Origin of the sequence: Rhizobium sp. NFACC06-2, assembly GCF_900101425.1 — a bacterium.
GTDB lineage: Bacteria > Pseudomonadota > Alphaproteobacteria > Rhizobiales > Rhizobiaceae > Agrobacterium > Agrobacterium leguminum.
Genome location: NZ_FMVA01000006.1, coordinates 176,737 through 202,993 on the forward strand (window position 1 = coordinate 176,737; position 26,257 = coordinate 202,993).

At 59.6% G+C, this 26,257-nt stretch carries 26 protein-coding genes; 21 read left to right on the forward strand and 5 right to left on the reverse strand.

Annotation, left to right across the window (positions count from 1 at the left end):
- Positions 1 to 24: 24 nt before the first annotated feature.
- Both F3H58_RS12955 and F3H58_RS12960 read left to right on the forward strand, forming a co-directional pair.
- Positions 25 to 627 (forward strand): hypothetical protein, encoded by a 603-nt coding sequence (locus tag F3H58_RS12955; RefSeq protein WP_188128902.1) that lies wholly within the window; start codon positions 25 to 27, stop codon positions 625 to 627.
- A gap of 210 nt (positions 628 to 837) precedes the next feature.
- Positions 838 to 984, forward strand: a complete 147-nt coding sequence (locus F3H58_RS12960) for a DUF1127 domain-containing protein (protein WP_003521716.1) — start codon at positions 838 to 840, stop codon at positions 982 to 984.
- 433 nt (positions 985 to 1,417) lie between these two features.
- On the opposite strand, the gene F3H58_RS12965 is transcribed toward F3H58_RS12960, so the two are convergent.
- Positions 1,418 to 1,861 carry a response regulator gene (locus F3H58_RS12965; protein WP_149742476.1) on the reverse strand — a complete coding sequence of 148 codons (444 nt, stop codon included), beginning with the start codon at positions 1,859 to 1,861 and terminating at the stop codon, positions 1,418 to 1,420.
- 477 nt (positions 1,862 to 2,338) lie between these two features.
- Between F3H58_RS12965 and ftsZ the strand changes: the two genes are divergently transcribed.
- The 3 genes from ftsZ (at position 2,339) to F3H58_RS12980 (ending at position 5,462) form a co-directional block, all read left to right on the forward strand.
- A complete protein-coding gene (ftsZ, locus tag F3H58_RS12970) occupies positions 2,339 to 3,301 on the forward strand; it encodes a cell division protein FtsZ (RefSeq protein ID WP_003521714.1) in 963 nt (320 codons plus the stop codon).
- A 387-nt stretch (positions 3,302 to 3,688) separates the two neighbouring features.
- Positions 3,689 to 4,387, forward strand: coding sequence for a GntR family transcriptional regulator (locus F3H58_RS12975; RefSeq protein WP_031234148.1), 699 nt, complete (start codon positions 3,689 to 3,691; stop codon positions 4,385 to 4,387).
- Between the two features lie 109 nt (positions 4,388 to 4,496).
- Entirely contained in the window at positions 4,497 to 5,462 is a 966-nt protein-coding gene (locus tag F3H58_RS12980) for a dihydrodipicolinate synthase family protein (protein WP_149742477.1), read from the forward strand.
- A 299-nt stretch (positions 5,463 to 5,761) separates the two neighbouring features.
- Here F3H58_RS12980 and F3H58_RS12985 read toward each other — a convergent pair whose 3' ends face one another.
- Complete coding sequence (locus tag F3H58_RS12985; RefSeq protein WP_149742478.1) at positions 5,762 to 6,799, reverse strand: Ldh family oxidoreductase; 1,038 nt, start codon at positions 6,797 to 6,799, stop codon at positions 5,762 to 5,764.
- Between the two features lie 442 nt (positions 6,800 to 7,241).
- Here F3H58_RS12985 and F3H58_RS12995 point away from each other — a divergent pair, with 442 nt between their 5' ends.
- The 7 genes from F3H58_RS12995 to F3H58_RS13025 all read left to right on the forward strand — a co-directional run bounded on the left by F3H58_RS12995 (position 7,242) and on the right by F3H58_RS13025 (position 14,168).
- Positions 7,242 to 8,048 carry an ABC transporter substrate-binding protein gene (locus tag F3H58_RS12995; protein ID WP_149742479.1) on the forward strand — a complete coding sequence of 269 codons (807 nt, stop codon included), beginning with the start codon at positions 7,242 to 7,244 and terminating at the stop codon, positions 8,046 to 8,048.
- 71 nt (positions 8,049 to 8,119) lie between these two features.
- A complete protein-coding gene (locus F3H58_RS13000; RefSeq protein ID WP_149742480.1) occupies positions 8,120 to 8,785 on the forward strand; it encodes an amino acid ABC transporter permease in 666 nt (221 codons plus the stop codon).
- A 12-nt stretch (positions 8,786 to 8,797) separates the two neighbouring features.
- Entirely contained in the window at positions 8,798 to 9,451 is a 654-nt protein-coding gene (locus F3H58_RS13005; protein WP_080818941.1) for an amino acid ABC transporter permease, read from the forward strand.
- The gene (locus tag F3H58_RS13010) at positions 9,444 to 10,166 is read left to right on the forward strand and encodes an amino acid ABC transporter ATP-binding protein (protein ID WP_149742481.1); all 723 of its coding nucleotides are present in this window, start codon (positions 9,444 to 9,446) and stop codon (positions 10,164 to 10,166) included. Before F3H58_RS13005 ends, F3H58_RS13010 begins: the two co-directional genes overlap by 8 nt.
- On the forward strand, positions 10,166 to 11,407 hold the full coding sequence (locus F3H58_RS13015) for an NAD(P)/FAD-dependent oxidoreductase (RefSeq protein ID WP_149742482.1): 1,242 nt from the start codon (positions 10,166 to 10,168) through the stop codon (positions 11,405 to 11,407). The genes F3H58_RS13010 and F3H58_RS13015 overlap by 1 nt, the downstream gene beginning before the upstream one ends.
- 12 nt (positions 11,408 to 11,419) lie before the next feature.
- A complete protein-coding gene (gene lhpI / locus F3H58_RS13020) occupies positions 11,420 to 13,129 on the forward strand; it encodes a cis-3-hydroxy-L-proline dehydratase (RefSeq protein ID WP_149742483.1) in 1,710 nt (569 codons plus the stop codon).
- A gap of 10 nt (positions 13,130 to 13,139) precedes the next feature.
- Entirely contained in the window at positions 13,140 to 14,168 is a 1,029-nt protein-coding gene (locus F3H58_RS13025) for a trans-3-hydroxy-L-proline dehydratase (protein WP_020009848.1), read from the forward strand.
- 217 nt (positions 14,169 to 14,385) lie between these two features.
- On the opposite strand, the gene F3H58_RS13030 is transcribed toward F3H58_RS13025, so the two are convergent.
- A complete protein-coding gene (locus tag F3H58_RS13030; protein WP_112637248.1) occupies positions 14,386 to 15,408 on the reverse strand; it encodes a LacI family DNA-binding transcriptional regulator in 1,023 nt (340 codons plus the stop codon).
- A 157-nt stretch (positions 15,409 to 15,565) separates the two neighbouring features.
- Entirely contained in the window at positions 15,566 to 15,886 is a 321-nt protein-coding gene (locus F3H58_RS13035; RefSeq protein ID WP_003505663.1) for a hypothetical protein, read from the reverse strand.
- Positions 15,887 to 16,180: 294 nt separating this feature from the next.
- Here F3H58_RS13035 and F3H58_RS13040 point away from each other — a divergent pair, with 294 nt between their 5' ends.
- The 6 genes from F3H58_RS13040 to F3H58_RS13065 all read left to right on the forward strand — a co-directional run bounded on the left by F3H58_RS13040 (position 16,181) and on the right by F3H58_RS13065 (position 22,487).
- Positions 16,181 to 16,984 carry a transporter substrate-binding domain-containing protein gene (locus F3H58_RS13040; protein WP_020811663.1) on the forward strand — a complete coding sequence of 268 codons (804 nt, stop codon included), beginning with the start codon at positions 16,181 to 16,183 and terminating at the stop codon, positions 16,982 to 16,984.
- 67 nt (positions 16,985 to 17,051) lie between these two features.
- The gene (locus F3H58_RS13045; protein ID WP_003505665.1) at positions 17,052 to 17,756 is read left to right on the forward strand and encodes an amino acid ABC transporter permease; all 705 of its coding nucleotides are present in this window, start codon (positions 17,052 to 17,054) and stop codon (positions 17,754 to 17,756) included.
- The gene (locus tag F3H58_RS13050) at positions 17,753 to 18,412 is read left to right on the forward strand and encodes an amino acid ABC transporter permease (RefSeq protein ID WP_127757127.1); all 660 of its coding nucleotides are present in this window, start codon (positions 17,753 to 17,755) and stop codon (positions 18,410 to 18,412) included. Before F3H58_RS13045 ends, F3H58_RS13050 begins: the two co-directional genes overlap by 4 nt.
- Entirely contained in the window at positions 18,393 to 19,124 is a 732-nt protein-coding gene (locus tag F3H58_RS13055; protein ID WP_149742484.1) for an amino acid ABC transporter ATP-binding protein, read from the forward strand. The genes F3H58_RS13050 and F3H58_RS13055 overlap by 20 nt, the downstream gene beginning before the upstream one ends.
- A gap of 23 nt (positions 19,125 to 19,147) precedes the next feature.
- On the forward strand, positions 19,148 to 20,083 hold the full coding sequence (locus F3H58_RS13060) for a 2-hydroxyacid dehydrogenase (protein ID WP_149742485.1): 936 nt from the start codon (positions 19,148 to 19,150) through the stop codon (positions 20,081 to 20,083).
- Between the two features lie 229 nt (positions 20,084 to 20,312).
- Positions 20,313 to 22,487: a putative bifunctional diguanylate cyclase/phosphodiesterase gene (locus F3H58_RS13065; protein WP_149742486.1), complete on the forward strand. Its 2,175-nt coding sequence runs from the start codon at positions 20,313 to 20,315 to the stop codon at positions 22,485 to 22,487.
- A gap of 23 nt (positions 22,488 to 22,510) precedes the next feature.
- Here F3H58_RS13065 and F3H58_RS13070 read toward each other — a convergent pair whose 3' ends face one another.
- Positions 22,511 to 22,906, reverse strand: coding sequence for a hypothetical protein (locus F3H58_RS13070; RefSeq protein ID WP_149742487.1), 396 nt, complete (start codon positions 22,904 to 22,906; stop codon positions 22,511 to 22,513).
- Positions 22,907 to 22,947: 41 nt separating this feature from the next.
- Here F3H58_RS13070 and F3H58_RS13075 point away from each other — a divergent pair, with 41 nt between their 5' ends.
- The 3 genes from F3H58_RS13075 to F3H58_RS13085 all read left to right on the forward strand — a co-directional run bounded on the left by F3H58_RS13075 (position 22,948) and on the right by F3H58_RS13085 (position 26,250).
- Entirely contained in the window at positions 22,948 to 24,015 is a 1,068-nt protein-coding gene (locus F3H58_RS13075) for a porin (RefSeq protein WP_149742488.1), read from the forward strand.
- A 318-nt stretch (positions 24,016 to 24,333) separates the two neighbouring features.
- Positions 24,334 to 24,963, forward strand: a complete 630-nt coding sequence (locus F3H58_RS13080; RefSeq protein WP_149742489.1) for a flavin reductase family protein — start codon at positions 24,334 to 24,336, stop codon at positions 24,961 to 24,963.
- A 351-nt stretch (positions 24,964 to 25,314) separates the two neighbouring features.
- The gene (locus F3H58_RS13085) at positions 25,315 to 26,250 is read left to right on the forward strand and encodes a LysR family transcriptional regulator (protein WP_003521693.1); all 936 of its coding nucleotides are present in this window, start codon (positions 25,315 to 25,317) and stop codon (positions 26,248 to 26,250) included.
- The last annotated feature ends 7 nt before the right edge of the window (positions 26,251 to 26,257 follow it).

Genomic DNA, 26,257 nt, shown 5'->3' on the forward strand with positions numbered 1-26,257 from the left:
CGGGCTTTGTTCAGGAGTAGTAAAATGAATATTGCAGCACGTCTGTCACTGGCAGTCATGATCGCACTGGCGGCAACGCCATCTCTCGCGTCAGAAGATATGACGTCGGAGACGAGCGGAGCGATATTCGGTTTCGGCGGCGTCCTGACGAAAGAGGATATGCTGAAAAGTGCGGCCCTCATTCCGGTGGAATATGAGCGCAACGCCATTCTGGGCGGCGGCTATCAGTTCTACCCCTACCACATCGGCAACGTGAAACTCGGCGGCGAAATCGGCGTCGCCGCCAGGTTCGGCAAGGGTTTTACGGGTGAAGTCTGGGCGGGTCCGGTTGCACGCTACGAGCAGATCAGGCTCGGAGAGCGGCTGTTCATCACGCCGAGCTTCACGGCGGGCCTCAGCCTCGTGACCGATGCGCAGCCTGGCCACGAGCGGGAACAGGAAATCAAGGACAACGGCAATGCCAATGTCCTGTTTTATCTCGGGCCTGAGATCAACGTGTCCTTTAGCGAGGATTCCTCGACGGAATTCTTCTGGCGTCTTCACCACCGCTCCGGCGGCGGCAAGACGCTGGGCAACATGAAGGGCGCGACGAACGCCAATGTCTTCGGCGCCCGCTACAAGTTCTGAGCGGCGGGGGCGGCTCCAAGCCCGGCGAACCGTCTGAATTTTAGTCACGTTTCTTTTTCGTTGCAAAGGGGAACCCTTGCGTCTGGCGCATGGGTGGATTGCCTTATTCTGCCTGTTAATTCGTCATCGAAAAGCGCATATAGGGGGCATCAAAGGACGCCGGAACGAAAACGTTACTGACGTCACCTAAACCTCAGAAAGGGTAATGTCATGAACGTAGCACGCAGCTTCAATAACTGGCGCAAATATCGTCAGACCATCAACGAACTCGGCCGTATGAGCACCCGTGAACTGCACGATCTCGGTATCGATCGCAGCCAGATCACCAGCGTCGCCCGCGCCGCCGTTGGCAGGTAATCAAGGCGATATCGCCTCTTTTGAATGCCCAAACGCCCGCTCAGCGGGCGTTTTTGTTTTGGGGATATGGGATGCTTCCACCGCGAATATCCGCCAGATAATCCGGCGATGTCGAAGTCCGAGCCGAAGGGTGGGATTTTCTCGACGTCAGGCGATGAATATCGCCATGCAATGAATGCATATCTGTACTGCAAGCTTATGCCTGTCAAATGCGCAGAAAAATGTTATCTTCCAATCATCGAAAGGGATGTACCTCCTCCCACATCCTTTTGGTAAAGCGGGTGATCCTACTCCTCCTCCCAAAGGATTGCCCCGGGGACAGCGGTTTTCCTCCTCCCATATCGCTGTTCATCTTTTCGAAAAGCCTGCCGCACCTCCTCCCGCGGCAGGCTTTTTTGTTTTCAGAATTTTGCCTTTGTCTTCAGGAAATATCTCAGTCGAAAGCCATCATGCCGATGGGCGTCACGGCGTGGGCGCCTGCACGTTTGGCAAGGGCATAGGCGAGGCACTGCTCCACGGCATCCTGCGGCACGGGCTTGGCCATCACGCCGGCGCCGATGCCGAGATTGACGACGACTTCGGGGTTTGCCGTCATGAAGATCACCACCACGCCATGATCTTCGGAAAGCCGCCGTCCGATCTCCGGGCCGGTCTGTCCGTCGGCAAGGTTGACGTCGACGAAGGCGATATCGGCGCGGCTGCCAAGCGCCACGGCGTCTTCCAGCCGGTTGGCGATACCGATGACATCGGCCTCTTCTTCCGCCTGCAAAATGGAATCCTCTATATCCATGGCGATGAGGAATTCGTCTTCCACGATCAGCACACGCGGCTGTTCCGTGCGGAAACCCGGTTCGTTTTGCAAGACGTCTGCCAACATATGCCTGCCTCCATTCTGTGTTTCAGAGCAACGGATTGAAAACTGTATCGCGGTTGCCGATCATCCGAGGCTTCAACTAAACCCGGAGCGGCGGAACCGGTTCCGTTTTATTTCCCGCCGCTCCAGCGCGGTCGGCATGCAAACACTTCTCGGCGCAACTCGTTCCAAAGTGAGATAAACATAGTGAATGGAGTGTAAACGGTGTGCCTTTTCGGCTATCACCTTTCAAGAGCGAAGCAGTTGATTCGGTTCGGTTTTCATCCGGGGAAGGGGTCGGAGAACGTCGCCGTGGAGCATCTTTCGCCCCCTGGAACACCGTTCTTTCGCCATTATGGGGTGAAAGGCCGGCATGAAAATTCAAAGCGTTACAGCCTCTTTCCCCATCGGGGAGGAAGCGCTGGAACCTTGCCGATCATTCGCGTGCCGCAGTCAAAAGAACGGTGCGGGACCCGATGAGTTTAGAAAGAGAATAAGACGATGACCCAGTCTCCGCGCGCTACCATTGCCCGCAACACGCCCAATATCGCCGTCGTCGGCGTCGGTGGCGGTGGCGGCAACGCGATCAACAACATGATTGCCGAGGGCATCGGCGGCGTCGATTTCATCGCCGCCAATACGGATGCGCAGGCGCTGAAGAAGACCAACGCGCCGCGGCTCGTGCAGCTCAGCTCCGAGCTGACCGGCGGGCTTGGCGCAGGCGCCGATCCCGAGGTCGGCCGGCAGGCGGCGATCGATTCCCTCGACGAGATCATGGATCACCTGAGCGGTTATGACATGTGTTTCATCACCGCCGGCATGGGCGGCGGCACCGGCACGGGCGCTGCTCCTGTCATCGCCGAAGCCTGCCGGGCGAAGAACATCCTGACCGTCGGTGTCGTGACGCTTCCCTTCAGTTTCGAAGGCGCGCGCCGCATGCGGGCTGCCGAATATGGCTTCGCCAACCTGCTCAACACGGCAGATACCGTCATCGTCATCCCCAACCAGAACCTGCTGCGCATTGCCGATGCCGGCACGACCTTCGAAAATGCGCTGAAGACGGCCGACAAGGTTTTGTCGCTGGGCGTGCGCTGCATCACCGATCTCATCCTGCGCGAAGGCCTGGTCAATCTCGATTTCGCCGATGTGCGCTATGTCATGAAGAATGGCGGCCGGGCGCTGATGGGCACGGCGCAGGCCAAGGGTGAAAAGCGCGCATCGGAAGCGGCGGCCGCAGCCATTGCCAACCCGCTACTCGGCGAACCGTCGCTGAAGGAAGCGCGCGGCGCTCTTGTTTCCATTTCCGGTGGCAACGATCTGACGCTCTATGAGATCGATGAGGCAATGACGCTGGTGCGCGAGGCGGTCAGCGAAGAAACCGATGTGGTGATGGGTGCTTCCTTCGACCCGACGCTGGACGGCGCTTTCAAGATTTCTGTCGTTGCCACCGGCCTGCGCAATTGATGCTGGCTGAGGCGGCGCATTGCTGGGCGTTTCTTCTCCCCGCCGGGGAGAAGGTGGCCCGAAGGGTCGGATGAGGGGGCAACGTTGCCGTATCTTGCGACCCTTGCCCCCTCATCCCGCTGCCGCGACCTTCTCCCCGGCGGGGAGAAGAGACAAGCGGCGTGCTCTTCGCTTCTAAGGGAAATCATCCATTCTTAAGCGGCGACGCCGTATAAATAGCATCAACGCCACAAATCGCATGTTTGAAGCCGTCGCGGGCAATTTTCGCGACGGCTTTTTGTTGTTTTTGAACAATTATTCCGCCATTCGAAGAGGCTGCGGTGCTGCGCAGCGTTGATCGGGAAAAAATATAATAGTACTCTTTATGTCGACAAGAGGGATTTGATGATGACGGATATAATTGCTTCTGCCGAGCGCAAGCGCGGCTCCGGCGTGAAGATGGTCTATGATCTGCTACGCGACGAGATTCTCGATCTGGTTCTGCCGCCGGGCAGCCCCATCGACGAGGTGCAACTTGCCGAAAGGTTCAAGATGTCGCGCACGCCGATCCGCGAGGCGCTGGTGCGGCTTTCGGGTGAGGGGCTGATCGATACGCTGCCGAACCGTTCGACCATGGTGTCGAATATCGATTTCCTCAACATGCACACCTATTTCGATGCGCTGGTGTTGATGTATCGGGTAACGACGCAGCTTGCCGCGCAATATCACCGTCCGGAGGATCTGGCCGGAATCCGCGCCCATAATGCGGAATTCGCCATTGCGGTGGAGGAGCAGGATGCGCTGGCGATGATTTCCACCAATGCCGCCCTGCATCTTTCCATCGCCGAGGCCGGGCGCAACCCCTATTTTACCAGCCTGTTCAAGCGGCTGCTGGATGAGGGACGACGCATCCTTCGGCTTTATTACCAGTCCTATGACGATCGGCTGCCGAAGCGCTTCGTCGACGATCATGATGAGATCATCGCGGCGATCGCTGCGCGCGATACCGTTCTTTCCGAGAAACTGGCCCGCGAGCACGCCGAGCAGATCGTGCGGCAGGTGCAGAAACTGCTGGTGCGAAACGAGCGTTTGGAAATAAATCTGTAGCTTGTCGATTTCTTGTCGACAAATAAAATACAAGATTGTAATGTCCTTGTCGAAAGGGTGGCGCGGAGGTGCGTCCATTCCTGAAAAACATGTCCCTTAGGAGCTTGAAATGACGGCCAGCATTTTTTCCGGCGTGATTCCCGCCTTGATGACCCCCTGCAAGGATGATCGCACCCCTGATTTCGATGCGCTTGTTCGCAAGGGCAAGGAACTGATCGCCGATGGCATGTCGGCCGTCGTTTATTGCGGTTCCATGGGCGACTGGCCGCTCCTGACGGACGAGCAGCGCATGGACGGCGTAGAGCGCCTGGTGAAAGCCGGCATTCCGGTCATCGTCGGCACCGGCGCGGTCAACACGGCATCTGCCGTTGCCCATGCCGCTCACGCCCAGAAGGTTGGCGCCAAGGGTCTGATGGTCATTCCGCGCGTCCTGTCGCGCGGTTCGGTCATCGCCGCCCAGAAGGCCCACTTCAAGGCCATCCTCTCGGCTGCACCGGAAATCCCGGCCGTCATCTACAACAGCCCCTATTACGGCTTCGCCACCCGCGCCGATCTCTTCTTCACGCTGCGCGCCGAGCACAAGAACCTCGTCGGCTTCAAGGAATTCGGCGGCCCGGCGGATATGCGTTATGCGGCCGAGAACATCACCAGCCGCGATGACGACGTGACCCTGATGATCGGCGTCGATACCGCCGTCTTCCACGGCTTCGTCAATTGCGGCGCCACCGGCGCCATCACCGGCATCGGTAATGTCCTGCCGAAGGAAGTCATTCACCTCTGCAAGCTGTCGCAGGCCGCCGCCAAGGGTGACGCGGACGCCCGCGCCCGCGCGCTGGAGCTGGAACAAGCGCTCGCCGTTCTCTCTTCCTTCGATGAAGGCCCGGATCTGGTTCTCTATTTCAAGCACATGATGGTGCTGAAGGGCGACAAGGAATACACGCTGCACTTCAACGAAACCGACGCCCTGACCGACAGCCAGCGCGGTTATGTCGAGGCGCAGTTCAAGCTGTTCAACAGCTGGTATGCCGACTGGAGCAAGCTTCCGGGCGCCGTGCAGGCCTGCAAGGCTGCCTGAGATATTGCTGCTGTGAAAAAAAGGCCCGCGACTGCGGGCCTTTTTTGCATGTGATGAGGTTTGATGTCTCTCCTCCGTCATGCCGGTCCCCGGAACAGGCCCGAGGATGATCCGGCATCCAGCCACGGCGCGTCTGCGCCGTGAAAGGACTCTTCCGCGATCAAGGACTTGATCGCGCTGGACCCCGGATCTAGTCCGGCGCGGCGCGGGGATGCTATGCAGTCGCAAAAAGACGCTGAGTGACGTTGTCGCTATGACGCCCGCAATTGCGGGCCTTTTTCATTTCCCCATCCAAATGGTCAGGAAACCGCGTCCAGCCCCTTTTCCAGCAGCCGGTCTAGCCCGGCCATTTCGGCGGCGGTAAGCGTGATGCCTTCGCTTTCGGATTTGGCGCGGGCAGTGAAGCGGCGGCCCGAGGGCAGGCGGGCGCCCTGGCCGATAATGGCGTCGAACAGCACTTCCGCGCGCTGGAAGGGATCGCCGGGGCGGCCCTTGGCAAAGGCCTCAGGTGAAAAAGCGACGATCAATTCGCCATGGGTGGGGGCAAGCGTGGTGGTGCCGAGAAATTCGAGCGCTTCGGGGCTGGTGAGATCGCCGATCATGATGCCGGCGAGAAGCTCGATCATGGTGCCGATGGCCGATCCCTTGTGGCCGCCAAAGGGCAGCATGGAACCGGCAAGGGCCGCCTCTGGGTCGGTCGTCGGCTTGCCGTCGGCATCCAGAGCCCAGCCTTCAGGCAGGGGCTTTCCGGCCCGCCGGTGCAGTTCGATTTCACCGCGGGCCGCAACCGACGTCGCGAAATCGAAGACATAAGGGGAGGTGCCCTTGCGCGGCCAGCCGAATGCGAAGGGGTTGGTGCCAAGCAGAGGCTTGGTTCCGCCGGTGGGCGCGACGGTGGAATAGCTCGGGCACATGACCAGCCCGGCGAGACCGTTTTCGGTCAGCCCTTCGACTTCCGGCCAGAGCGCCGAGAAATGCGTGCAGTCATTGACGACGAGTGCTGCGATGCCCGAGCGTCTCGCCCGCTCCACCAGAACCGGCAGACCAAGTTCGAAGGCGGGGTTGGCGAAGCCGCCATGGGCATTGACCTTGACGATGGCCGTGCCGTCGTCTTCAGCCACTTCAGGTATCGCATCGGGCTTCACCTTGCCGGCCTTGACGGTGCGGAGCGCGCCTTCGATACGGTAGATGCCGTGGGACTTGCAGGCGTCCCGCTCACCGGCAGTAATGACGCGCGCCAACGCGCCCGACTGTACATCATTCAGCCCGGCCCTCAAAAAAATCGACTCGACCCGCTGGAAAAGTGCCTCAATGGTCAAGGTGGTCGTGTCGCTCATCATAGTCCTCCGATAGGGCTCGCACATTTTGAATACATAAAGTATACAAAGGTGTGAGTATTGCAACGTGTCTTTTCGATGAAGCTCAGTCAGAGCAGAAGGCCACCTGTCAAACACGAAGATACCTTAAGCCCTCATTCCTGTGCTTGTCACAGGAAACCGGTCGGCGCGCGTCTGCGCGTCGGAAAGCCTCTTTCAGCCCAAAGACTTGGGCTGGCTAGATTCCTGTGACAGGCACAGGAATGAGGGATGCTGGATGTTTCGCCCACCTTGTCCGCTCGCCGCGCGCCGGCTGGCCTAATCATCCGCGACACCTCATCAGTTCGCATGCGCACAAAATTCTTTTTGTATACTCCTTGTATTTTTATGTTGATTTATCGCTTCCATGGGGAAATAGTGACCGCGCCTTCAAGGGCAGACCAATTCTGGGAGCAAATCAAGAATGAAAAAATCGGTCATTTTCGCCGGCCTCTTGGCCGCCACTTCCGCTATCACCCCGGCCAAGGCCGACAAGCTGGACGACATCATCTCGTCCGGTACGCTGCGTTGCGCCGTCGTGCTCGACTTCCCGCCCATGGGCGCGCGTGATGACGCCAACAACCCGATCGGCTTCGACGTCGACTATTGCAACGATCTCGCCAAGGCGCTCGGCGTCACGGCTGAAATCGTCGAAACGCCGTTCCCCGAGCGCATTCCGGCGCTGATGTCCGGCCGCGTCGATGTCGGCGTTGCCTCGACCTCCGATACGCTGGAGCGCGCCAAGACGGTCGGCATGACCGTGCCTTACTTCGCTTTCGAAATGGCCGTTACCGCCAATGACAAGTCGGGCATCAAGTCCTTCGAGGACATGAAGGGCAAGACGGTCGGCGCTACCGCCGGCACATTCGAAGCCATTGCGCTCGAAAAGTCGGTCAAGGAGTGGGGAAGCGGCGAATTCCGTCCTTACCAGACGCAGGCAGACGTGTTCCTCGCGCTCAGCCAGGGCCAGATCGATGCCACCGTTTCCACCTCGACGGTTGCCCAGTCCAACGTCAAGGGCGGCAAGTTCGCCGGCATCTCCGTGGTCGGCAAGGCGCCCTATGACATCGATTATGTCGCGCTCTTCACCAACCGCGACGAATACGGCTTCATCAACTACCTGAACCTCTTCATCAACCAGCAGGTTCGCACCGGCCGTTACGCCGAACTCTACGAAAAATGGGTTGGCGGCGAAGTTCCCTCCCTCACCGTCAACGGCGTTTATCGCTAATCAGGACTTTTCGTAAACGGCGCGGTCACAGAGATCGCGCCGTTGATCGTTTCTGAAAAGGCGGGACGCCCATGTTCAATTATACATTCCACTGGAATCAGGCGCTGAAGGCTCTGCCGCAGCTTCTGGACGGTGCGGTGGTGACGCTGCAGATCGCCATTCTGTCGATGGCGATCGGTCTTGCCTGCGCCATCGTGCTGACGCTGTTCCGGCTCTCCGGCAACCGCATTCTCGGCGCTTTCGCCGCCGTCTGGGTGGAAATCGCCCGCAACACGCCGGCGCTGTTCCAGATTTACATGGCCCATTTCGGCCTTGGCAATTTCGGCATTCACCTCAGCCCCTATACGGCGCTTCTGGTCGGTATCGCCTTCAACAATGCCGGTTATCTCGCGGAAAATTTCCGTGGCGCGCTAAAGGCCATTCCCGATACGCAGACGCGGTCGGGCCGTTCGCTCGGCATGACCTCGATGCAGACCTTCCGGCTGATCATCCTGCCGCAGATGCTGCGCGTTGCGTTCCTGCCTGCCACCAACCAGATGGTCTGGGCGATCCTCATGACCTCGCTCGGTGTCACGGTTGGCATGAATACGGATCTCGCCGGCGTCACGCAGGCGCTCAATGCGCGCTCGTTCCGTACCTTCGAATTTTTCGCGCTCGCCGCGGTCATCTATTACGTGATCGCCAAGATCGTCACGCTCGCCGCTCGATTGCTGGCCGCGCGTCTGTTCCGTTATTGAGAGAGGTGAGCCATGTTTGAAACCGCTCTCACCTGGAGTGATCTCGCCTTCCTGGCCAAGGGTGCCGGCATGACGCTTGCCGTCACCGCCGTCGCCGTCACGGCGGGCACCGTCATGGGGATCATCTTCGGTATCATCCGTTTCCAGTTCGGCCCCTATTGGTCGCTGCCGCTGACCTTCGTGCTGGATATTTTCCGTTCCGTGCCATTGCTCATCCAGCTCGTTCTCGGCAATGCCTTCCAGTCGATCGCCAAGCTCGGCTGGCCGCCATTCACCACCTCCTGCGTGGTGCTGTCGCTTTATACGGCAGCCTATTGCACCGAGATCGTGCGCGGCGGTATCGACGCCGTGCCGTCCAATACGCGCCGTGCCTGCCGGTCGCTGGGCATGACGTGGTCGCAGGACATGCGCTACATCGTGCTGCCGCTCGCCACTCGCGTGTCGCTGCCCTCATGGATCGGGCTTACCCTTGGTGTGATGAAGGATTCGGCGCTGGTGCTGTGGCTCGGCCTCATCGAGCTTCTGCGCGCCTCGCAGATCCTCGTTACCCGCCTGCAGGAACCGCTGACGATCCTTATGATCTGCGGCGCCATCTACTTCCTTATCAGTTTCCCCATCGCCCGTTTCGGCGGGTATCTCGAAAGACGGTGGTCCCCCAATGATTGAGATCGAAAACGTCCGCAAATCCTTCGGCCCGCTGGAGGTTCTGAAAGGGATCAACCTCACCGTCAACAAGGGCGAGGTGGTCACCATCATCGGCGGCTCCGGTTCCGGCAAGTCGACGCTGCTGACCTGCATCAACGGCCTGGAGCCGATCGACAGCGGCAAGATCGTCATCGACGGCACGGAAGTGCATGCGAAGTCCACCGACCTCAACAAGCTGCGCCGCAAGGTCGGCATCGTCTTCCAGCAGTGGAACGCCTTTCCGCATCTGACGGTGCTTGAAAACGTCATGCTGGCGCCGCGCAAGGTGCTTGGGATTTCCAGGGAAAAGGCCGAGGAAATCGCGGTCAAACAATTGACCCATGTCGGTCTTGCCGAAAAGCTGAAGGTCTACCCGAACCGCATGTCCGGCGGCCAGCAGCAGCGTATGGCGATTGCCCGCGCGCTCGCCATGTCGCCGGAATACATGCTGTTCGACGAAGTCACCTCCGCGCTCGATCCGATGCTGGTGGGCGAGGTGCTCGACACACTGAAGATGCTGGCGGATGAGGGCATGACGATGATCTGCGTCACGCACGAAATGGCCTTCGCCCGTGATGTCTCGAACCGCGTTGCCTTCTTCCATCAGGGTGTGATGGCGGAAATCGGCACGCCGGACCAGCTGTTCGGCGCGCCGCAGCACGCTGAAACGCAGAAATTCCTGGCGAGCGTTCGGTAATGCCAGCCAATGATGTCATCGTCATCGGGGCCGGCGTCGTCGGCCTCTCGGCGGCAATTGCGGCGCAGGGCCGCGGCCTCTCGGTCACGGTCATCGACCGCGAGGGACCAGCGGCGGGCGCGTCCGCCGGCAATGCCGGCGCCTTCGCTTTCACCGATATCCTGCCGCTGGCATCGCCAGGCATTCTATGGAAGGCGCCGAAGTGGCTTCTCGATCCGCTCGGTCCGCTCAGCGTGCCGCCTTCCTATGCACTGAAGATCGCGCCATGGATGTTCCGCTTCTGGCGGGCCTGCGCTGCTTCGAAGGTGGAGCATTCCACCGCCGCCCAGACCGAGCTGATGGATCTCGCGAAGGCCGAGTTGGAGCCGTTCCTGAAAAAGACCGATACCATCGCCATGCTGCGCAAGGAGGGCAACCTCCAGGTCTATGAAAGCGAGGCGGAATTCGAAGCCTCGCTTCCCGGCTGGAAGGCGCGCGAGCGGCACGGCATCGAGTTCCGGCATCTCAATGCCGAACAGATGGCTGAGATACAGCCCGGCATCGCGCCGCGTTTCACCTGCGGCACGTTCACGCCCGGCTGGTATTCCATCGCCGACCCCAAGCTTTATACGCTGGCGCTCGCCGAGCATTTCCGCACCATTGGCGGCCGTATCGAATGCCTCGATATCGCTTCGCTCAGGCCGCTGGAAGACGGTGTCGAGGTGGTGAGCCATGATGGCCGCACCCGCAAGGCCGCCAGGGTGGTGCTGGCGGCCGGCGCCTTTTCGCATCGCATCGCCCGTTCGCTCGGGGAAAAAATTCCGCTGGAAACCGAACGGGGGTATAATACGACCCTGCCGTCCGGCGCCTTCGATCTGCGCACGCAGGTGACTTTTGGCGGCCATGGTTTCGTCGTCACGCGGCTTTCCTCCGGCATCCGCGTCGGTGGCGCGGTGGAATTAGGCGGACTGGAGCTTCCGGCCAATTTCGCCCGTTCCGAAGCGCTGCTGACCAAGGCGAAAGCCTTCCTGCCGGGCCTGAAAACCGAAGGCGGCAAGCAGTGGATGGGCTTTCGCCCCTCGCTGCCGGACAGCCTGCCGGCCATCGGGCAAGCACGGCACACGGCGCGGGTGGTCTATGCCTTCGGCCACGGGCATCTGGGGTTGACGCAATCGGCGGGCACGGCCCGCATCGTCGCCGATCTTCTGACGGGGCAAAAACCCGCCATCGATACAAGGGCATTTTCGCCGCAACGTTTCTGACGGGGATTTCCGATGTCTTCTTCCCTCTCGACAACAGCCGTTCCTGAAGCCCGCAGCATTTTGGCCGGTTCGGCTGAAGGGCCGGCGATCTCCACCACCGAAGCGCTGAGTTTCTGGGGCGGGGTCGATCCCGCCACCGGCCGGGTCATCGACGTGCACCACCCGTTGCATGGCATCTGTCTCACCGGCGGCGTGCTGTTCATGCCCACCAGCCGTGGCTCCTGTACCGGTTCGGGCGTGCTGCTTGATCTTATCCTGACGGGCCGTGCGCCCTCGGCGCTGGTCTTCTGTGAGGCCGAGGACGTGCTGACGCTGGGCGCGCTGATCGCCGCCGAAATGTTCGGCAAGCCTTTGCCGGTGCTGCGCCTCGACGCGGAAAATTTCGCCCGGTTCTCCAAAGCCGTTCATGTCCGTATCGATGAGACGGCCATCGAAGCCGATGGCGTTTCCCTTGCCATCACCCCGCCGGCGACGGCGCATCTCGATCTTCAGGATGACGACCGGGCCATGCTCGAAGGGCGCGATGGCATCGCCGTGCAGCAGGCCATGCGCATCACCGTCGCCATGGCCGCCCAGCAGGGTGCATGGGCGCTTGTCGATGTTATGCAGGGCCATATTGACGGTTGCATCTATGCCAGCCCCGCCAATCTCACCTTCGCGGAAAAAATGGCGGAGATGGGCGCGAAGGTACGGGTGCCGACGACCATGAACGCCATTTCGGTGGACAAGGCGCATTGGCGTTCGCAGGGCATGCCGGAGGATTTCGGCGACCCGGCCGCAAGGCTGGCGGATGCCTATGTGCGCATGGGCTGTCGCCCGACTTTTACCTGTTCGCCTTACCTGCTCGACAGCGCGCCGCAGGCCGGCGACATGATCGCCTGGGCCGAATCGAACGCGGTGATCTTCGCCAATACGGTGCTTGGCGCGCGCACGGCGAAACACCCGGATTTTCTCGATCTCTGCATTGCGCTGACGGGCAGGGCGCCGCTTGCCGGCGTCTATCTGGAGGAAAATCGCCGTCCTCAGCGCATCGTCAATGTGGCGCTGCCGCAGGGTGTGGATGATGCCTTCTGGCCGCTCGTCGGTTATCTGGCGGGCAAGGCCGCGCCGGATTGCATTCCGCTGCTGCGCGGCCTTGGCCCTGCGAAGCCGTCACGGGATGATCTGAAGGCGCTTTGCGCCGCTTTCGGCACCACCTCCGCTGCGCCCATGCTTCATATAGAGGGCGTAACACCGGAAGCCGGTCTTCCGCCTCTCGAAACGGCCGATATCGTTACTGTCTCACCCTCCGATATGGCCGCCGGCTGGTCGCTTCTCAATGAGGGACCGGAAGAGGTGCAACTTGTCGCCATCGGCAGCCCACACGCCTCGCTGGAGGAGTGCCACGCGCTTGCGGCTAAATTTGCCGGCCGCCGGCGTCACGCGGATGTCGCCGTCATCGTCACAGCCGGCCAGCAGGTCATCGATGCGGCCGTGCAGGACGGCACCCTGCAAAGCCTGCACGACAGCGGTGTGCAGGTGCTGCCTGATCTTTGCTGGTGCTCCATTTCCGAGCCGGTCTTCCCGACGAAGACCCGTGCCCTGATGACCAATTCCGGCAAGTACGCCCATTACGGACCCGGCCTCAGCGGTCGCGCAGTGCGCTTCGGCAGCCTTGCCGATTGCGTCGACAGCGCGCTGACCGGCCGTGCTGTTTCCCGTCTTCCTTCCTGGCTTTTCTGAGGAGTTTTGAATGCGCAGTATCAAGACCGTTCATGTCATTTCCGCCCATGCGGAAGGGGAAGTTGGCGACGTGATCGTCGGCGGTGTCAGGCCGCCGCCGGGCGAGACGATCTGGGAGCAGAGCCGCTTCATCGCCCGCGATGAGACCCTGCGCAATTTCGTGCTCAACGAGCCGCGGGGCGGCGTGTTCCGGCACGTCAACCTGCTGGTGCCGCCGAAACATCCTGATGCGGATGCCGCCTTCATCATCATGGAACCGGAAGACACGCCGCCCATGTCCGGCTCCAATTCCATCTGCGTTTCCACCGTGCTTCTCGATGGCGGCATCGTGCCGATGCAGGAGCCGGAAACCCATATGCTGCTGGAAGCTCCCGGCGGGCTGGTGAAGGTGCGTGCCGAATGCCGCAACGGCAAGGCCGAGCGTATTTTCGTGCAGAACCTGCCAAGCTTCGCCGCGAAGCTTGATGCCGAACTCGAGGTCGAAGGCCTTGGAAAGCTCAAAGTGGACACGGCCTACGGCGGCGACAGTTTCGTCATCGTCGATGCCGAAGCAATGGGTTTCAGCCTGAAACCGGAAGAGGCGCACGAGATTGCCCGCCTCGGCGTGCGCATCACCAACGCCGCCAACAAGGCTCTGGGTTTCGATCATCCCGAAAACCCGGACTGGCGGCATTTTTCCTTCTGCCTGTTCGCCGGCAAGGTGGAACGCACGGCCGAAGGCCTGCGGGCAGGGGCGGCCGTCGCCATCCAGCCGGGCAAGGTGGACCGCTCCCCCACCGGCACGGCGCTTTCGGCCCGTATGGCCGTGCTGCATGCACGCGGCGAAATGAAGGAAGGGGAAACGCTGACGGCGGTGTCGTTGATCGGCTCGACCTTCACAGGCCGTATCCTCGGGACCACAACAGTCGGCGACCGCCCGGCCATCCTGCCGGAAATATCCGGCCGCGGCTGGATCACCGGAATACACCAGCACATGCTCGATCCGTCGGATCCATGGCCGGAAGGGTATCGGCTGACGGACACCTGGGGTGCGAGGTAAATAAGGGCGTACAGGTCACTCAGGTGGCATATTGAGATATGTCGCGGCGCTGCGGCATTTTTCTTCTCCCCGCCGGGGAGAAGGTGGCCCGAAGGGTCGGATGAGGGGGCTACGTTAGCGATATTCGGAGAGCTTGCCCCTCATCCCGCAGCCGCGGACATCTCCCGGCGGGGAGAAGAAACAAGCGGTACACGCTCGTTCCAACAGGGCTAAAGCTTCACCGGCCCAACCGCTTCGTCGTCTCCCGCACGATAAGCTCGAAGCCGACATCCACCCGCGCACCCTCGGGAACAGCGGCATCCTTTTCTGCCTCCAATATCGAAAGCAACAACTCGCCCGCCCTGCGGCCGATCATCTGTGCGTCGACCCGTATCGTTGAAATCGCCGGATAGCATTGTCTGCCAATGTCAAAATCACCGAAGCCGAGAATGGAAATCTGATCTGGTACATGAATGCCGCGGCGATGACATTCCATCAGCGCACCGACAGCGGAAATATCCGACACGGCGAAGATGGCTTCGACATCGGGCGCCTTGGCCAACAGGGAGCCCAGCGTTTTCGCGCCGTGATCGTATGAGACCGGCGCGCTGCCCTCGCGGATGATGAGATCATCGGCGATGCCGGCTTCGCGCAGGGCAGACCCGAAACCGAGCAGGCGGCTTTCGCCGCGCCAGTCCTTAACGTCGCCATCGGCTCGGGAGCCAAGTGCGCCTATGCGCGTGAATCCAAGCGATATCAGGTGTTTCGCGGCGGTTCTTCCCACTTCGTAATTGGAGAAACCGACCGCGTGGTCGATCGGATGTTCGGGTACGTCCCATATTTCAACGATCGGGATACCGGCGCGCATCAACACTTCGCTAGCCATCTTGGTATGCACCGTGCCGGCGACGACGATGGCATCGGGGCGGCGCTCCATCATGGTGCGGATGACGCGTTCTTCTTCCTGCAGATCGTACATGGTGTAGCCGATCAGCAACTGGTAATCGGCGGCGCGCAGCGCATTGGCAAGCCCCTGTGCGCTATCGGCGAAGTTGGAGTTGGTGAGCGTCGGCAGGATGGCGGTAATGAAATTGGTGCGGCGGGAGGACAGCGAACCGGCAATCCGGTCTGGCACATAGCCAAGCTTCTCGATGGCTTTCATCACCTTCTGGCGGGTCTCTTCGGACACCAGGGCGGGATCGGCCAGCACCCGCGAAACGGTCATCTTGGAGACGCCCGCGAGTTTCGAGACATCGCTCATGGTTGCTTTTTTTGACGTGACTAACGCTGCGGCCAAGGGCGTGCGCTCCACCAAAGCATGTCTCCCTAAATTCGAACCGGTTCAGGACAAGACATACACGAAGACAATAAGGGAAAGCACGCCGTATGATTGCAGATCGATGCGGCGTGCACCGGATTTATGCGACGCGGCTATAGACGAGATGGTAAAAACGCCCGTCGCACATGCTCATCATCTCATCCGTCAGCACCCGACCTTCCAGCCGGACGGGGGAAACCAGCGCTTCCTCCACCGCCTCCATCGACGGATAGTCGATTTCCTGCACCATGATGATCGAGGCCGCGTCCGGGTCCGTGCGCTCGGTGCGCATCACCCGCACGGCCTGCGCATTCGGCATGCGTTTCCAGACCGGCAGCAACTTTTCCTCGACGATGCGGAAAAACTCCTCCTCCCGGCCGGGGTGAATCCTGCCTTCGAAAATTGCCGAGCGTGTATACATGTTTCCTCCCGAATGAATGCCGACCGAAACAGTTCTGTAGATCGGACTTGCAATGATACCGATAACATGCATTATTGATCCTGCCAAGAACGTGAAGCGGTGTCGAACAGAGGAAAATCGATAACCAGCCGAAATCATTGAATTTCATAGGAGATTCATCTGGTTTTGTGCTTTCGCGCCTTCTTGGGAGGAGTTTTTAGTCAATCGCGTTAAAATGTTATCGAGAACATTTTCCGGTTTGCGCAAGGCCGCTGTTCCATTCTGGGCAGCCACTATAAGGTTGGAGGAGAAACCATGAGCATATCCAGATTTCTGAAGAACATGACCGTTGCCGTCGGTGTTGCAGCAGCAACGCTTGCCGCCACCACGTCCGCCCATGCCGTCTCGATCAGCGAGATCACGGCGCGCGGCAAGGTCAAGATCGGTGTTCTGACCGGTGCGCCGCCGATGGGCATGGTGGATGAGAAGGGCAATCCTTCCGGTTACGACGTCGATGTCGCCAATCTCATCGGCTCTTACCTGTCGCTGCCGGTGGAACTGGTGCCGCTGACACCGCCCGCCCGCATCCCCGCCCTTCAGACCGGCAAGGTCGACTTCCTTGTTGCGACGCTTGCGCCGACCGGCGAGCGCGCCAAGACCGTGATGTTCACGCAGCCTTACAGCGCCTTCAACATGGACATCATTTCCGGCAAGGACCAGAAGTTCGAAAATCTCGACAGCCTCAAGGGCAAGCGCGTTTCGGTCAATCGCGGCTCTTCGCAGGAAACCGCGCTGCGCAAGGCCAATGTCGAAGGTCTCGAAATCGTCGTTTACGAAGACGATTCCACCAGCGCCCAGGCACTGCTTGCCGGCCAGGTCGATGCTGTCGCCCTGCCGTCCACGGTTGGCGAAGCGATCATCAAGCAGCGCCCGGAAGCCGGTCTGCAGGTTGGTTTCACCTTCTTCCAGCAGGGCAATTCCATGGCGACCAAGCTTGAGGACTTCGAGCTGCGCCAATGGCTGAACACCTCCATCTATCTCATGAAGATGTCCGGCGATCTCGACCGCATCTCGGTCAAGTGGACCGGCCGTCCGCTGCCGCAATTGCCAAGCTTCTGATTGAGCCTTTCAACGCGCCCGCCGGGAAGATTTTCGGCGGGCCCGGGAAATGTCAACGGAGTGACGCATGTCCTATACATTCCAATTCGGCGCGCTCGCCCAGTATCAGAACGAGATTCTGAACGGCATATGGCTGACGATCAAGCTGTCTGTCCTGTCCATCGTGCTCGGCTGCGCTTTCGGCATTCTTTTGGCCTCGCTGCGGTCCATCAATGGCGGCATCGTCCGCATCATCGTGGACGGTTATGTGGAAGTCATCCGCAATACGCCGTTTCTCGTGCAGCTTTTCATCGTCTATTTCGGCCTGCCGGGCCTCGGCTTCAGGGTAGGGGCGGATACGGCGGCGCTGATCGGCATGACGATCAACCTTGCTGCCTATTCGACGGAAATCATCCGCGCCGGCATCGAGGCGGTGCACAAGTCGCAGATCGAGGCGGGCGAGGCGCTGGGTTTCACCAAGTACCAGATCTATCGCCACGTCATCATCGTGCCGGCTATCGCCAAGGTCTATCCATCGCTGTGCAGCCAGTTCGTGCTGATGATGCTGGCATCGAGCATATGTTCGGCCATTTCCACCCATGAGCTTGCGGCCGCTGCGGCCTTCGTGGAATCGCAGACCTATCGCTCCTTCGAGGTCTATATCGTCGTCACGCTCATCTATCTTGCGCTGGCGCTTTCGCTGCGGCTCATCCTTGCCCTCGTCGGCATGTGGCTGTTCGGCCGTCGCGTTGCCCGCAAGACGATGACCGCCATGCCGGAGGTGCAGTCATGACTCTTCGAACTTTCGGCTGGAACGAATTCGGCTTCCTGCTGACCGCCCTGCAATGGACCGTGCTTCTGACGATCATTGCGCTTATCGGCGGCGGCATCGTCGGCTTCTTCGTGGCGCTCGCCCGCACCTCGAATTTCAAGGCGCTGCGCATTGCCGCCGGCACCTATATCCAGGTGATCCAGGGCATTCCGGTGCTGATGATCCTGTTCCTGTCCTATTACGGCCTCAGCCTTGCCGGGCTGGAACTGCCGCCGCTCTTTGCCGCCGGCGCCTCGATGACGATCTATACATCGGGATACCTCGCGGAAATCTGGCGCGGCTGCATCCAGGCGGTGCCGAAACAGCAATGGGAAGCGTCGGAATCGCTCGCTCTCACCCGCGCCCAGCAATATCGCTACGTCATCCTGCCGCAGGCGATCCGCATTTCGCTACCGCCGACCGTCGGTTTTGCCGTTCAGGTCGTCAAGAATACGTCCATCGCATCGATCATCGGTTTCGTCGAACTGGCGAGAGCGGGGCAGCTCATCAACAATGCCACGTTCCAGCCGTTCCGCGTCTTCGTCGCCGTGGCCGTGCTTTATTTCGTCGTCTGCTACCCGTTGTCCCAGCTGTCGCGTTGGCTGGAAAGGAGGCTTCATGCCGGAAGTAATCGTTGAAAACGTTCACAAGAGCTTTGGCGCTCTGGAAGTCCTCAAAGGCGTGTCGCTGACGGTCGGCCGCGGTGAAGTCTTCGCCCTCATCGGCCGCTCCGGCTCGGGCAAGAGCACGCTGCTGCGCTGCATGAACGGGCTGGAGAAGATCAATTCCGGCCGTATCGAAATCGCCGGTCATGCGATTGGCGAAGATGCCAGGGCGTTGCGCAAGCTGCGCACCGATGTCGGCATCGTGTTCCAGAGCTACAATCTCTTCCCGCATCTGACGGTCGGCGAAAACATCATGCTTGCGCCGCGCATCGTCAAGGATGTGGCGAAATCGGAAACGAAGGATATTGCCCGCGAGGTTCTGCAACTCGTCGGCCTGTCGGAGAAATTCGATTCCTATCCGGATCAGCTTTCCGGCGGCCAGCAGCAGCGCGTGGCGATTGCCCGTTCGCTCGCCATGCGGCCGAAGGTGATGTTGTTCGATGAGGTGACCTCGGCGCTCGACCCAGAACTCACCGAGGAAGTGCTGACCGTCATGGAAAACCTCGCCAAAGACGGCATGACCATGATCCTCGTGACCCACGAAATGGCCTTTGCGCGCCGCGTCGCGACCGAAACCATCTTCATGCACAAGGGCAAGATCTGGGAGCAGGGCCGTTCTTCCGAACTCTTCGCCAACCCGCAAACGCCGGAACTCCGGCAATTCGTCAAGGCCGATGTGAAGTAGTTCACCGGCGCAAAGGAAACTTCATGACCACTGAAATCGTGCAATTGTGCCCGCTCATCCCGGCGCTGGAAGAAGAACTCGCGCAGCGCTTCACCGTGCATCGCCTGTTCGAGGCTGCTGACAAGGCGGCGTTCCTTGCTGAAAAGGGTGCTTCAATCCGCGGCGTCGTTACCGGCGGCCATATCGGCCTGCCGGCGGATATCGGCGCTGCACTCCCCAATCTTGAAATCGTCGCCATCAACGGTGTCGGTTTCGACAAGGTCGATCTCGCCGAAGCCAAGCGACGCGGTTTCCGCGTTTCCAACACGCCTGACGTGCTGACCGCCGATGTTGCCGACCTAGCGCTCGGCCTCGTTCTGGCGCAGGCACGCAAGCTGCCGCAGGCCGACCAGCATGTGCGCACCGGCCAATGGCTGAAGGGCGATATGGGGCTTTCCACCCGCGTGGCCGGCCGCCGTTACGGCATATTCGGCCTCGGCCGCATCGGTCAGGCAATCGCAAAGCGGCTTGAAGGTTTCGATGCGCGCATTTCCTACACCGCCAGAAACCGCCGCGATGTCGCCTATGATTATTATGACAGCATCGAGGCGCTTGCCGCCAATTGCGACGTGCTGATCATCGCCGCCGCCGCTACTGCCGAAACCCGCCATATCGTCAATGCGGATGTGCTGAAGGCCCTCGGGCCCCAGGGTGTGCTTGTCAATGTGGCGCGCGGTTCGCTGGTGGATGAAAAGGCGCTGGTCGAAGCGCTTGCGAACGGCACGATCGCAGGTGCTGCGCTGGATGTCTTCGAGGATGAGCCGCGTGTGCCGGAAGCGCTTTTCGCCTTCGACAATGTCACGCTCGCGCCGCATGTCGGCAGCGGCACGCACCAGACGCGGCGCGCCATGGCCGATCTCGTTCTCGCCAATCTCGATGCCCATTTTGCCGGGAAAGAACTGCCGACGCCGGTGGTGTGACCGTCAACGAATTGCCGCCTGTGGCCTTGACGGCGCAGCTTCGGTTGCGCCGTTTTGATTCAAGCCGGCAGGGCTTCAGGGAGGCTGCTGCAAAAGGCGGGTTTCCCGGCAATCTCCCGTCGTTGTTCATATTTATATAAGACGTATAATCCTACTATTCTGCTTCCTTATAAAATGATGAGGCGGAGAGGTGCGTTCCAAAGGCCCGAAGACACCCGAAGAGAACCGGATGTCGCGAAAAAAGCGCGATCTCACGCCATCCGCCACTCCTGACATGAGCGAAAACACCAATCCTTCCGACCGGCACGCGCTTCTGGAAGCGATGATCGACCACGTGCCGGATTTTATCTATGCCAAGGATCTGGAAGGGCGCTTTCTTTTCGCCAATCGCGCCATCGTCACCGAAAACGGTTTTGACACGGTCGAGCAACTGATCGGGCTCACCGATTACGATATTAACGGTGAAGCGGCGCGACGTGCCGGCATTCCCGATACCGAGGCGCGGGTGATGCGCACCGGCGAACCGGATCTCGGTTACGAAGAGCGCGCAATGCGCGGGGATATCGACCGCTGGCTCATGATGTCGCGCGTGCCGCTGAAGGACAAGGCCGGCAATATCATCGGTGTGGTCGGCGCCTCGCGGGATATAACCCAGAAAAAGGCTTCGGAAAGACTGCTTCAGGCGCAGGCGCATATTCTGGAAATGATCGTCGCGGCGGCGCGCATCGAGGATTTTCTCGAGGAGTTCGTCAAGGCCATCGAAAATCTCGCGACCGGACTGGCCTGCGCGGTGCGGGTGTTCGATGCGGCGGAAGGGGAGCCTTCCGTTTATGCCTCGCCGGCACTGGCGCAGCAGGTGGGGCTGGCCGCGCTTGTTTCCAGCGTCAGCGATCCTGAGAGCCTTGTCCATCCGGCAGAAAATATTGCGTTTAGTTTCGATATTCCCGCCAGCGAAGGCAAGGCGCATGGTTTCGTCTGGTGCATGCTGGCCGGCCGCCAGCCGGATGCGGCGCTGGTGGAATTTATCGGCGCTGCGGCGCGCATGGCGGGTTTGGCGATCGACCGCAAAAGGGCGGCGGAGCATATCGCCTTCCTGGCGGACCACGACATGCTGACCCGGCTGCCGAACCGCCGTTTCCTCGATACGAGGCTGCCGGAAATACTGGCGGCGGCGGCAAAGGCGAACCGAAGGGTCGGTATCGGTTTTCTGGATCTCGACAATTTCAAGCAGATTAACGATACGCTCGGCCACAGCATCGGCGACGCGTTGCTGTCGAAAACCGCCGAGCGCATTGCGAAAAGCCTCCGGAAGAACGATCTCGTTCTCAGGGTCGGCGGCGACGAGTTCGTTATCATTCTCGAAGAGCGCAGGGACGATGTCGAAAACCGCCTGCAGCGCATCCGCGCCGCGGTCTCGCAGCCCTTGCGTATCGGCAATTACGATATCAAGGTCACATGCAGCATCGGCATGGCCTTTTTCCCGGAGCATGGGGAAACCACGGCGGAAATCGTCGCGGCGGCCGATCTCGCTATGTATGAAGCCAAACATACCGGGCGCGACAGCATTGCCACCTTCACCCCGAACATGGCGGATGATCTGAGAAAGAAGTTCACCCGCATCGAGGAACTGCGAAAGGCGGTAAAGAGGGACGAGTTTGTCCTATACTTCCAGCCGCAGGTCGATCTTGTCAGCGGCCGGATCAGCGGCGTGGAGGCGCTGGTGCGCTGGCAGCACCCCACGGAAGGTCTGCTCGGTCCTGCGGAATTCATCGGGCTTGCGGAAGAAACCGGGCTCATCGTCGAACTCGGAGAAAGCATTCTCGAAAAGGCCTGTCGTCAGGCACAGGCATGGGCCGCCGCTGGCCTGTCGCCCGTCAAAATGGCGGTCAATATCTCGCCTCGGCAGTTTCAGGGCGGGCTGGTGCAGCAGATCAGATCGGTGCTCAAGGAAACCGGCCTTGCGCCATCCCTGCTGGAAATCGAAATCACCGAGACGCTCATCATTCAGGATGTCGAAACATCGTTGCGGATCATGCGGGCCATCAAACAGATGGGTGTCAGTCTGGCGCTGGATGATTTCGGTATCGGTTATTCCTGCCTCGGCATGCTCAAGACATTCCCGCTGTCCTGCATGAAGATAGACCGCTCGTTCCTCACCCATCTGCCGGAAAAGACCAAGGACAGCGCCATCGTCTCGATCATGATCCAGCTTGCCGGATCTCTGGGCATCGATGTCATTGCCGAAGGTGTGGAAGCCGGCGATCAGGCGACATTTCTGCGGGATGCCGGCTGCCCCTACGGTCAGGGTTATTACTTCAGCCGCCCGGTGCCGGCAGAGGCGATCGAAGACATGCTGGCGAAGACGACGATATTCGCGACCGGCTTACCCGAAGGCCGCCTATAGGCTGCCTCGGGCGACCGGTTGTTTCAGATCGCCCAAATATGGCTTCCCGGGAGAGGCCGGGCGGACGTTTTGCCGCCTGCATCCTTTCCTGTTCCTCGATGAAAACCACTTTGCTTCCCCATGCCCGCGCGTGCTGACGCCTCCCGATCCGGACGGGACGGGAGCGTTTGTTGTTTTGGTGTCTTATAATTTAGAAATTTAAGACAATATTTAAAAGTAATAAATTCTATTATTTTTAAATTATAATAAGAAATATTATATTTTAAACTATTAAATTGTTGTAATTTTACTACGAAATTGAATTGTGTACTTTGTCTGTATTTGTATTTCGTCGATTTAAATTGCGAGTCTGCAGCAACTTCTGTCATTTGCTGAATCAGCGCAGGGAAGCGGGCGGCAGGGAAAAGACCAGCCCTCAAATTTGCGCATTCGTTGAAAAATTTTTGACTGGAGATTACAAATGAACATCAAGAGCCTTCTCATCGGCTCCGCTGCGGCTCTCGCAGCAGTATCCGGCGCACAGGCCGCTGACGCTATCGTCGCTGCCGAGCCGGAAGCCATGGAATATGTTCGCGTCTGCGACGCTTTCGGCACCGGCTTCTTCTACATCCCCGGCACCGAAACCTGCCTGAAGTTCGACGGTTACGTCCGTTTCCAGACGGACTTCGGTCGCAACCAGTCCGGCACTTCCGACTGGGATTCGTTCACCCGCGCTCAGTTCAACACCGACACCCGCACCGACACCGAACTCGGCGCTCTGCGCGGCTACATCGGTCTGCGCGGCCAGGCCGACAACGACACCGACCGTAACATCGTTCTCGATCAGGCTTTCATCGAACTCAGCGGCCTGAAGGTCGGTTTTTACTACAACTGGTGGGATGATGGTCTCTCTGGTGAGTATGACCAGCTCAGCTCCAACCGCACCCGTCTGAACGCTGTCCGTTACACCTACGACGCCGGCTCCTTCTACGTTGGTGCCGCTGCTGAAGAGCTGGAAGGCTCGCGCAAGGGTACGTCAGAGCTTGGCGTTTCAAAGGGTGGCAAGTTCAAGACCAACACGAACGATGTCGGCGTCAGTGCTATCATCGGCGGCAAGTTCGGCGGCGTTAAGGCCAACCTGCTAGGCGCGTACGACACCAACCAGGAAAACGGTGCAATCCGTGCAATCCTCACGGCTGACATCGGTCCGGGCACTCTCGGCCTCTCCGGCGTATGGGCTTCCGGCGCCAACTACTACTACGAAGAATCCGAATGGTCCGTTGCAGCTGAATACGCCATCAAGGCAACCGACAAGCTGACAATCACCCCCGGCTTCCAGTATTTTGGCACGATCGACATCGGCGCAAACAACGACTTCGTAGGCAACCGCGATGCATGGCGTGCTGGCGTAGCTGCTGGCTACAAGATTACTTCCGGCCTCTCCACGAAGGTCGCGGTAACCTATCAGGACGTCGACGGCCGCGAAGGTCGCGACAGTGGTGCTGGCGACAGCTGGACCGGTTTCGTTCGTCTCGAGCGCGCGTTCTAATAGTCTACAAAAAGCATAGTAGGGTTAGACAACTCAGATCCACCCCGTTTCCGAACGGGTGAGTCACTAGCTCCAGTCAAAGTTCCTGACATGATGTCAGGTTTGCTCCCCGGACCCCTCCAGGCCGGGGAGTTTTTGCGCTTATAGTCAATGCGTGGATGGCGGCTCCGTCCATTGGGTTGGAGAATGCGTGCGGGCTTGCTGCTCCTCCTTTGCTCCCAAATGTGATACAGCAAAATCGGCTATCCCGTGAGGAGGGCGATTGAGTAATTGTCTGCAATATGAAATATTATTGTATACAATAAATCAGGTGCTCCCATGGAATTCGATTTTACTGCGCTTGAGCCGCAAAGCCGTTATCGTTTGCTGACCAATTTTATCGGTCCACGGCCGATAGCGCTTGTCACGACGCGCTCGGCCGCTGGCCACAACAATGCCGCGCCGATGAGCTTTTTCAATGTTTTCTCCCATGATCCGCCGATCGTTGTTCTCGGCATCCAGCCGCGTGTGACGGGCGAGGAAAAGGATACGATGGCCAATATTCGTCGCACCGGCGAATTCGTCATCAACATGGTCGATATGGCTCTGTCAGAACAGATGCTCGTCTGCGGCCTCGGTTTCGACAGCGAGGTCGATGAACTTTCGATTGCCGGATTGACGGCCACGCCCTGCAGCAAGATCGATGCAAGCTTTGCGGCGGAATCGCCCTGCGCCTTCGAATGCCGTGTGGAGCGCCTGATCGATTATCCACGCCGCACTCTGGTATTGGGCGAAGTCGTGCACATGCATGTCCACAAGGATTGCCTCGATGCGGAAGGGCGTTATGTCGATCCGGACCGATATCAGCCGATCGCGCGCCTGCATGCCGATAATTACATCAGCTCGGATCGCCAGTTCGTCCTCAAGGCGCCTGCGATGACCGAGTTCATCAAGCCGGATGGCGAGTGAAGGTTCCTGCGGCTGAAGCGCCGAATACCTTTTGCCTGCCGCCGCAAACTCGAGAAAATGAGAGGGCAGGGCACCGGGGCGGCGATGACGATTGGTTTCGTTTCCCGGCGTTGTGCGGCAGGTCAGGCGAAACGACGGATGGGTCAATGCCGCGATAAAGCTGCGTCCAGTGTGGTTGGAGTGGTTGACCAAACGTCGCGCCCATGACTGCCCGCGCCTGACGGAACCCAGTCTTGTCACCCGGCACGGTTTTCAGGAAAACAACGGCATCCATTTGCGGGCTTCTCCGCCTCGTTCTAGTGTTCTCCTGCTCGCACCATCCGCAGGGTCGCGAGCGACGCGGGAGGACGCATGATCGACAAGCTGGAATTTTTCATTGCATTGGCGCGCGCAGGGCATTTTGGCCGCGCGGCGGAGGAGTGCGGCGTTTCCCAACCCAGTCTCTCGGCCGCGATCCGGCAGCTGGAGGACCAGCTTGGTGTCGTTCTTGTGGTGCGTGCAGCGCGTTATCAGGGGCTGACACCGGAGGGCCAGCGTGTTCTCGAATGGGCGCGTCGCATCGTCGCCGATACGCGCACCATGCGCGAGGAAATGCGGGCCGCGCGCAAGGGTCTGGCGGGCCACATCCGCCTTGCGGTCATTCCGACGGCCCTTGCGATGGTGCCGCGATTGACGGAATCCTTTCAGGCGCGGCATCCCGATGTGACCTTTTCCGTGACGTCACGCACCTCGCTTCAGGTCCTGAGCCAGATCGAAAACCTCGAGATCGACGCGGGAATCAGCTATCTCGACAATGAACCTCTTGGCCGAGTGACCACGGTGCCGCTCTATTCGGAGCGATATCACCTGATTGCAGCAGCCGGAACGCCGCTCGCCGATCAGGAAAGCGTTACCTGGAAGCAGGTTTCCGGTCTTAGGTTATGCCTATTGACTTCGGATATGCAGAACCGTCGCATCATCAACAAGCATATGGCTGAAGCGGGCGTAGAGGTGAAACCGACATTGGAGTCCAACTCCATGATTGTGCTGTTTTCGCATATCCGAACCGGACAATGGGCTTCAATAATGCCGCGTAACATAGCGGAATCATTCGGCTTTCCAAAACAGATCAGAATGATACCGATTACCGAGCCGGATGCGGAACATCTGGTGGGACTTATCGCGACCTATCGCGAACCACACACCCCGCTCGTTTCTGCGCTTCTTCATGAGGCGCGTCAGCGCGCAGCGGCGATGGCTTTTGATAGGAATTTCCTATCGGTTGACGAAAACACATTATTGACCTGATCCGGCC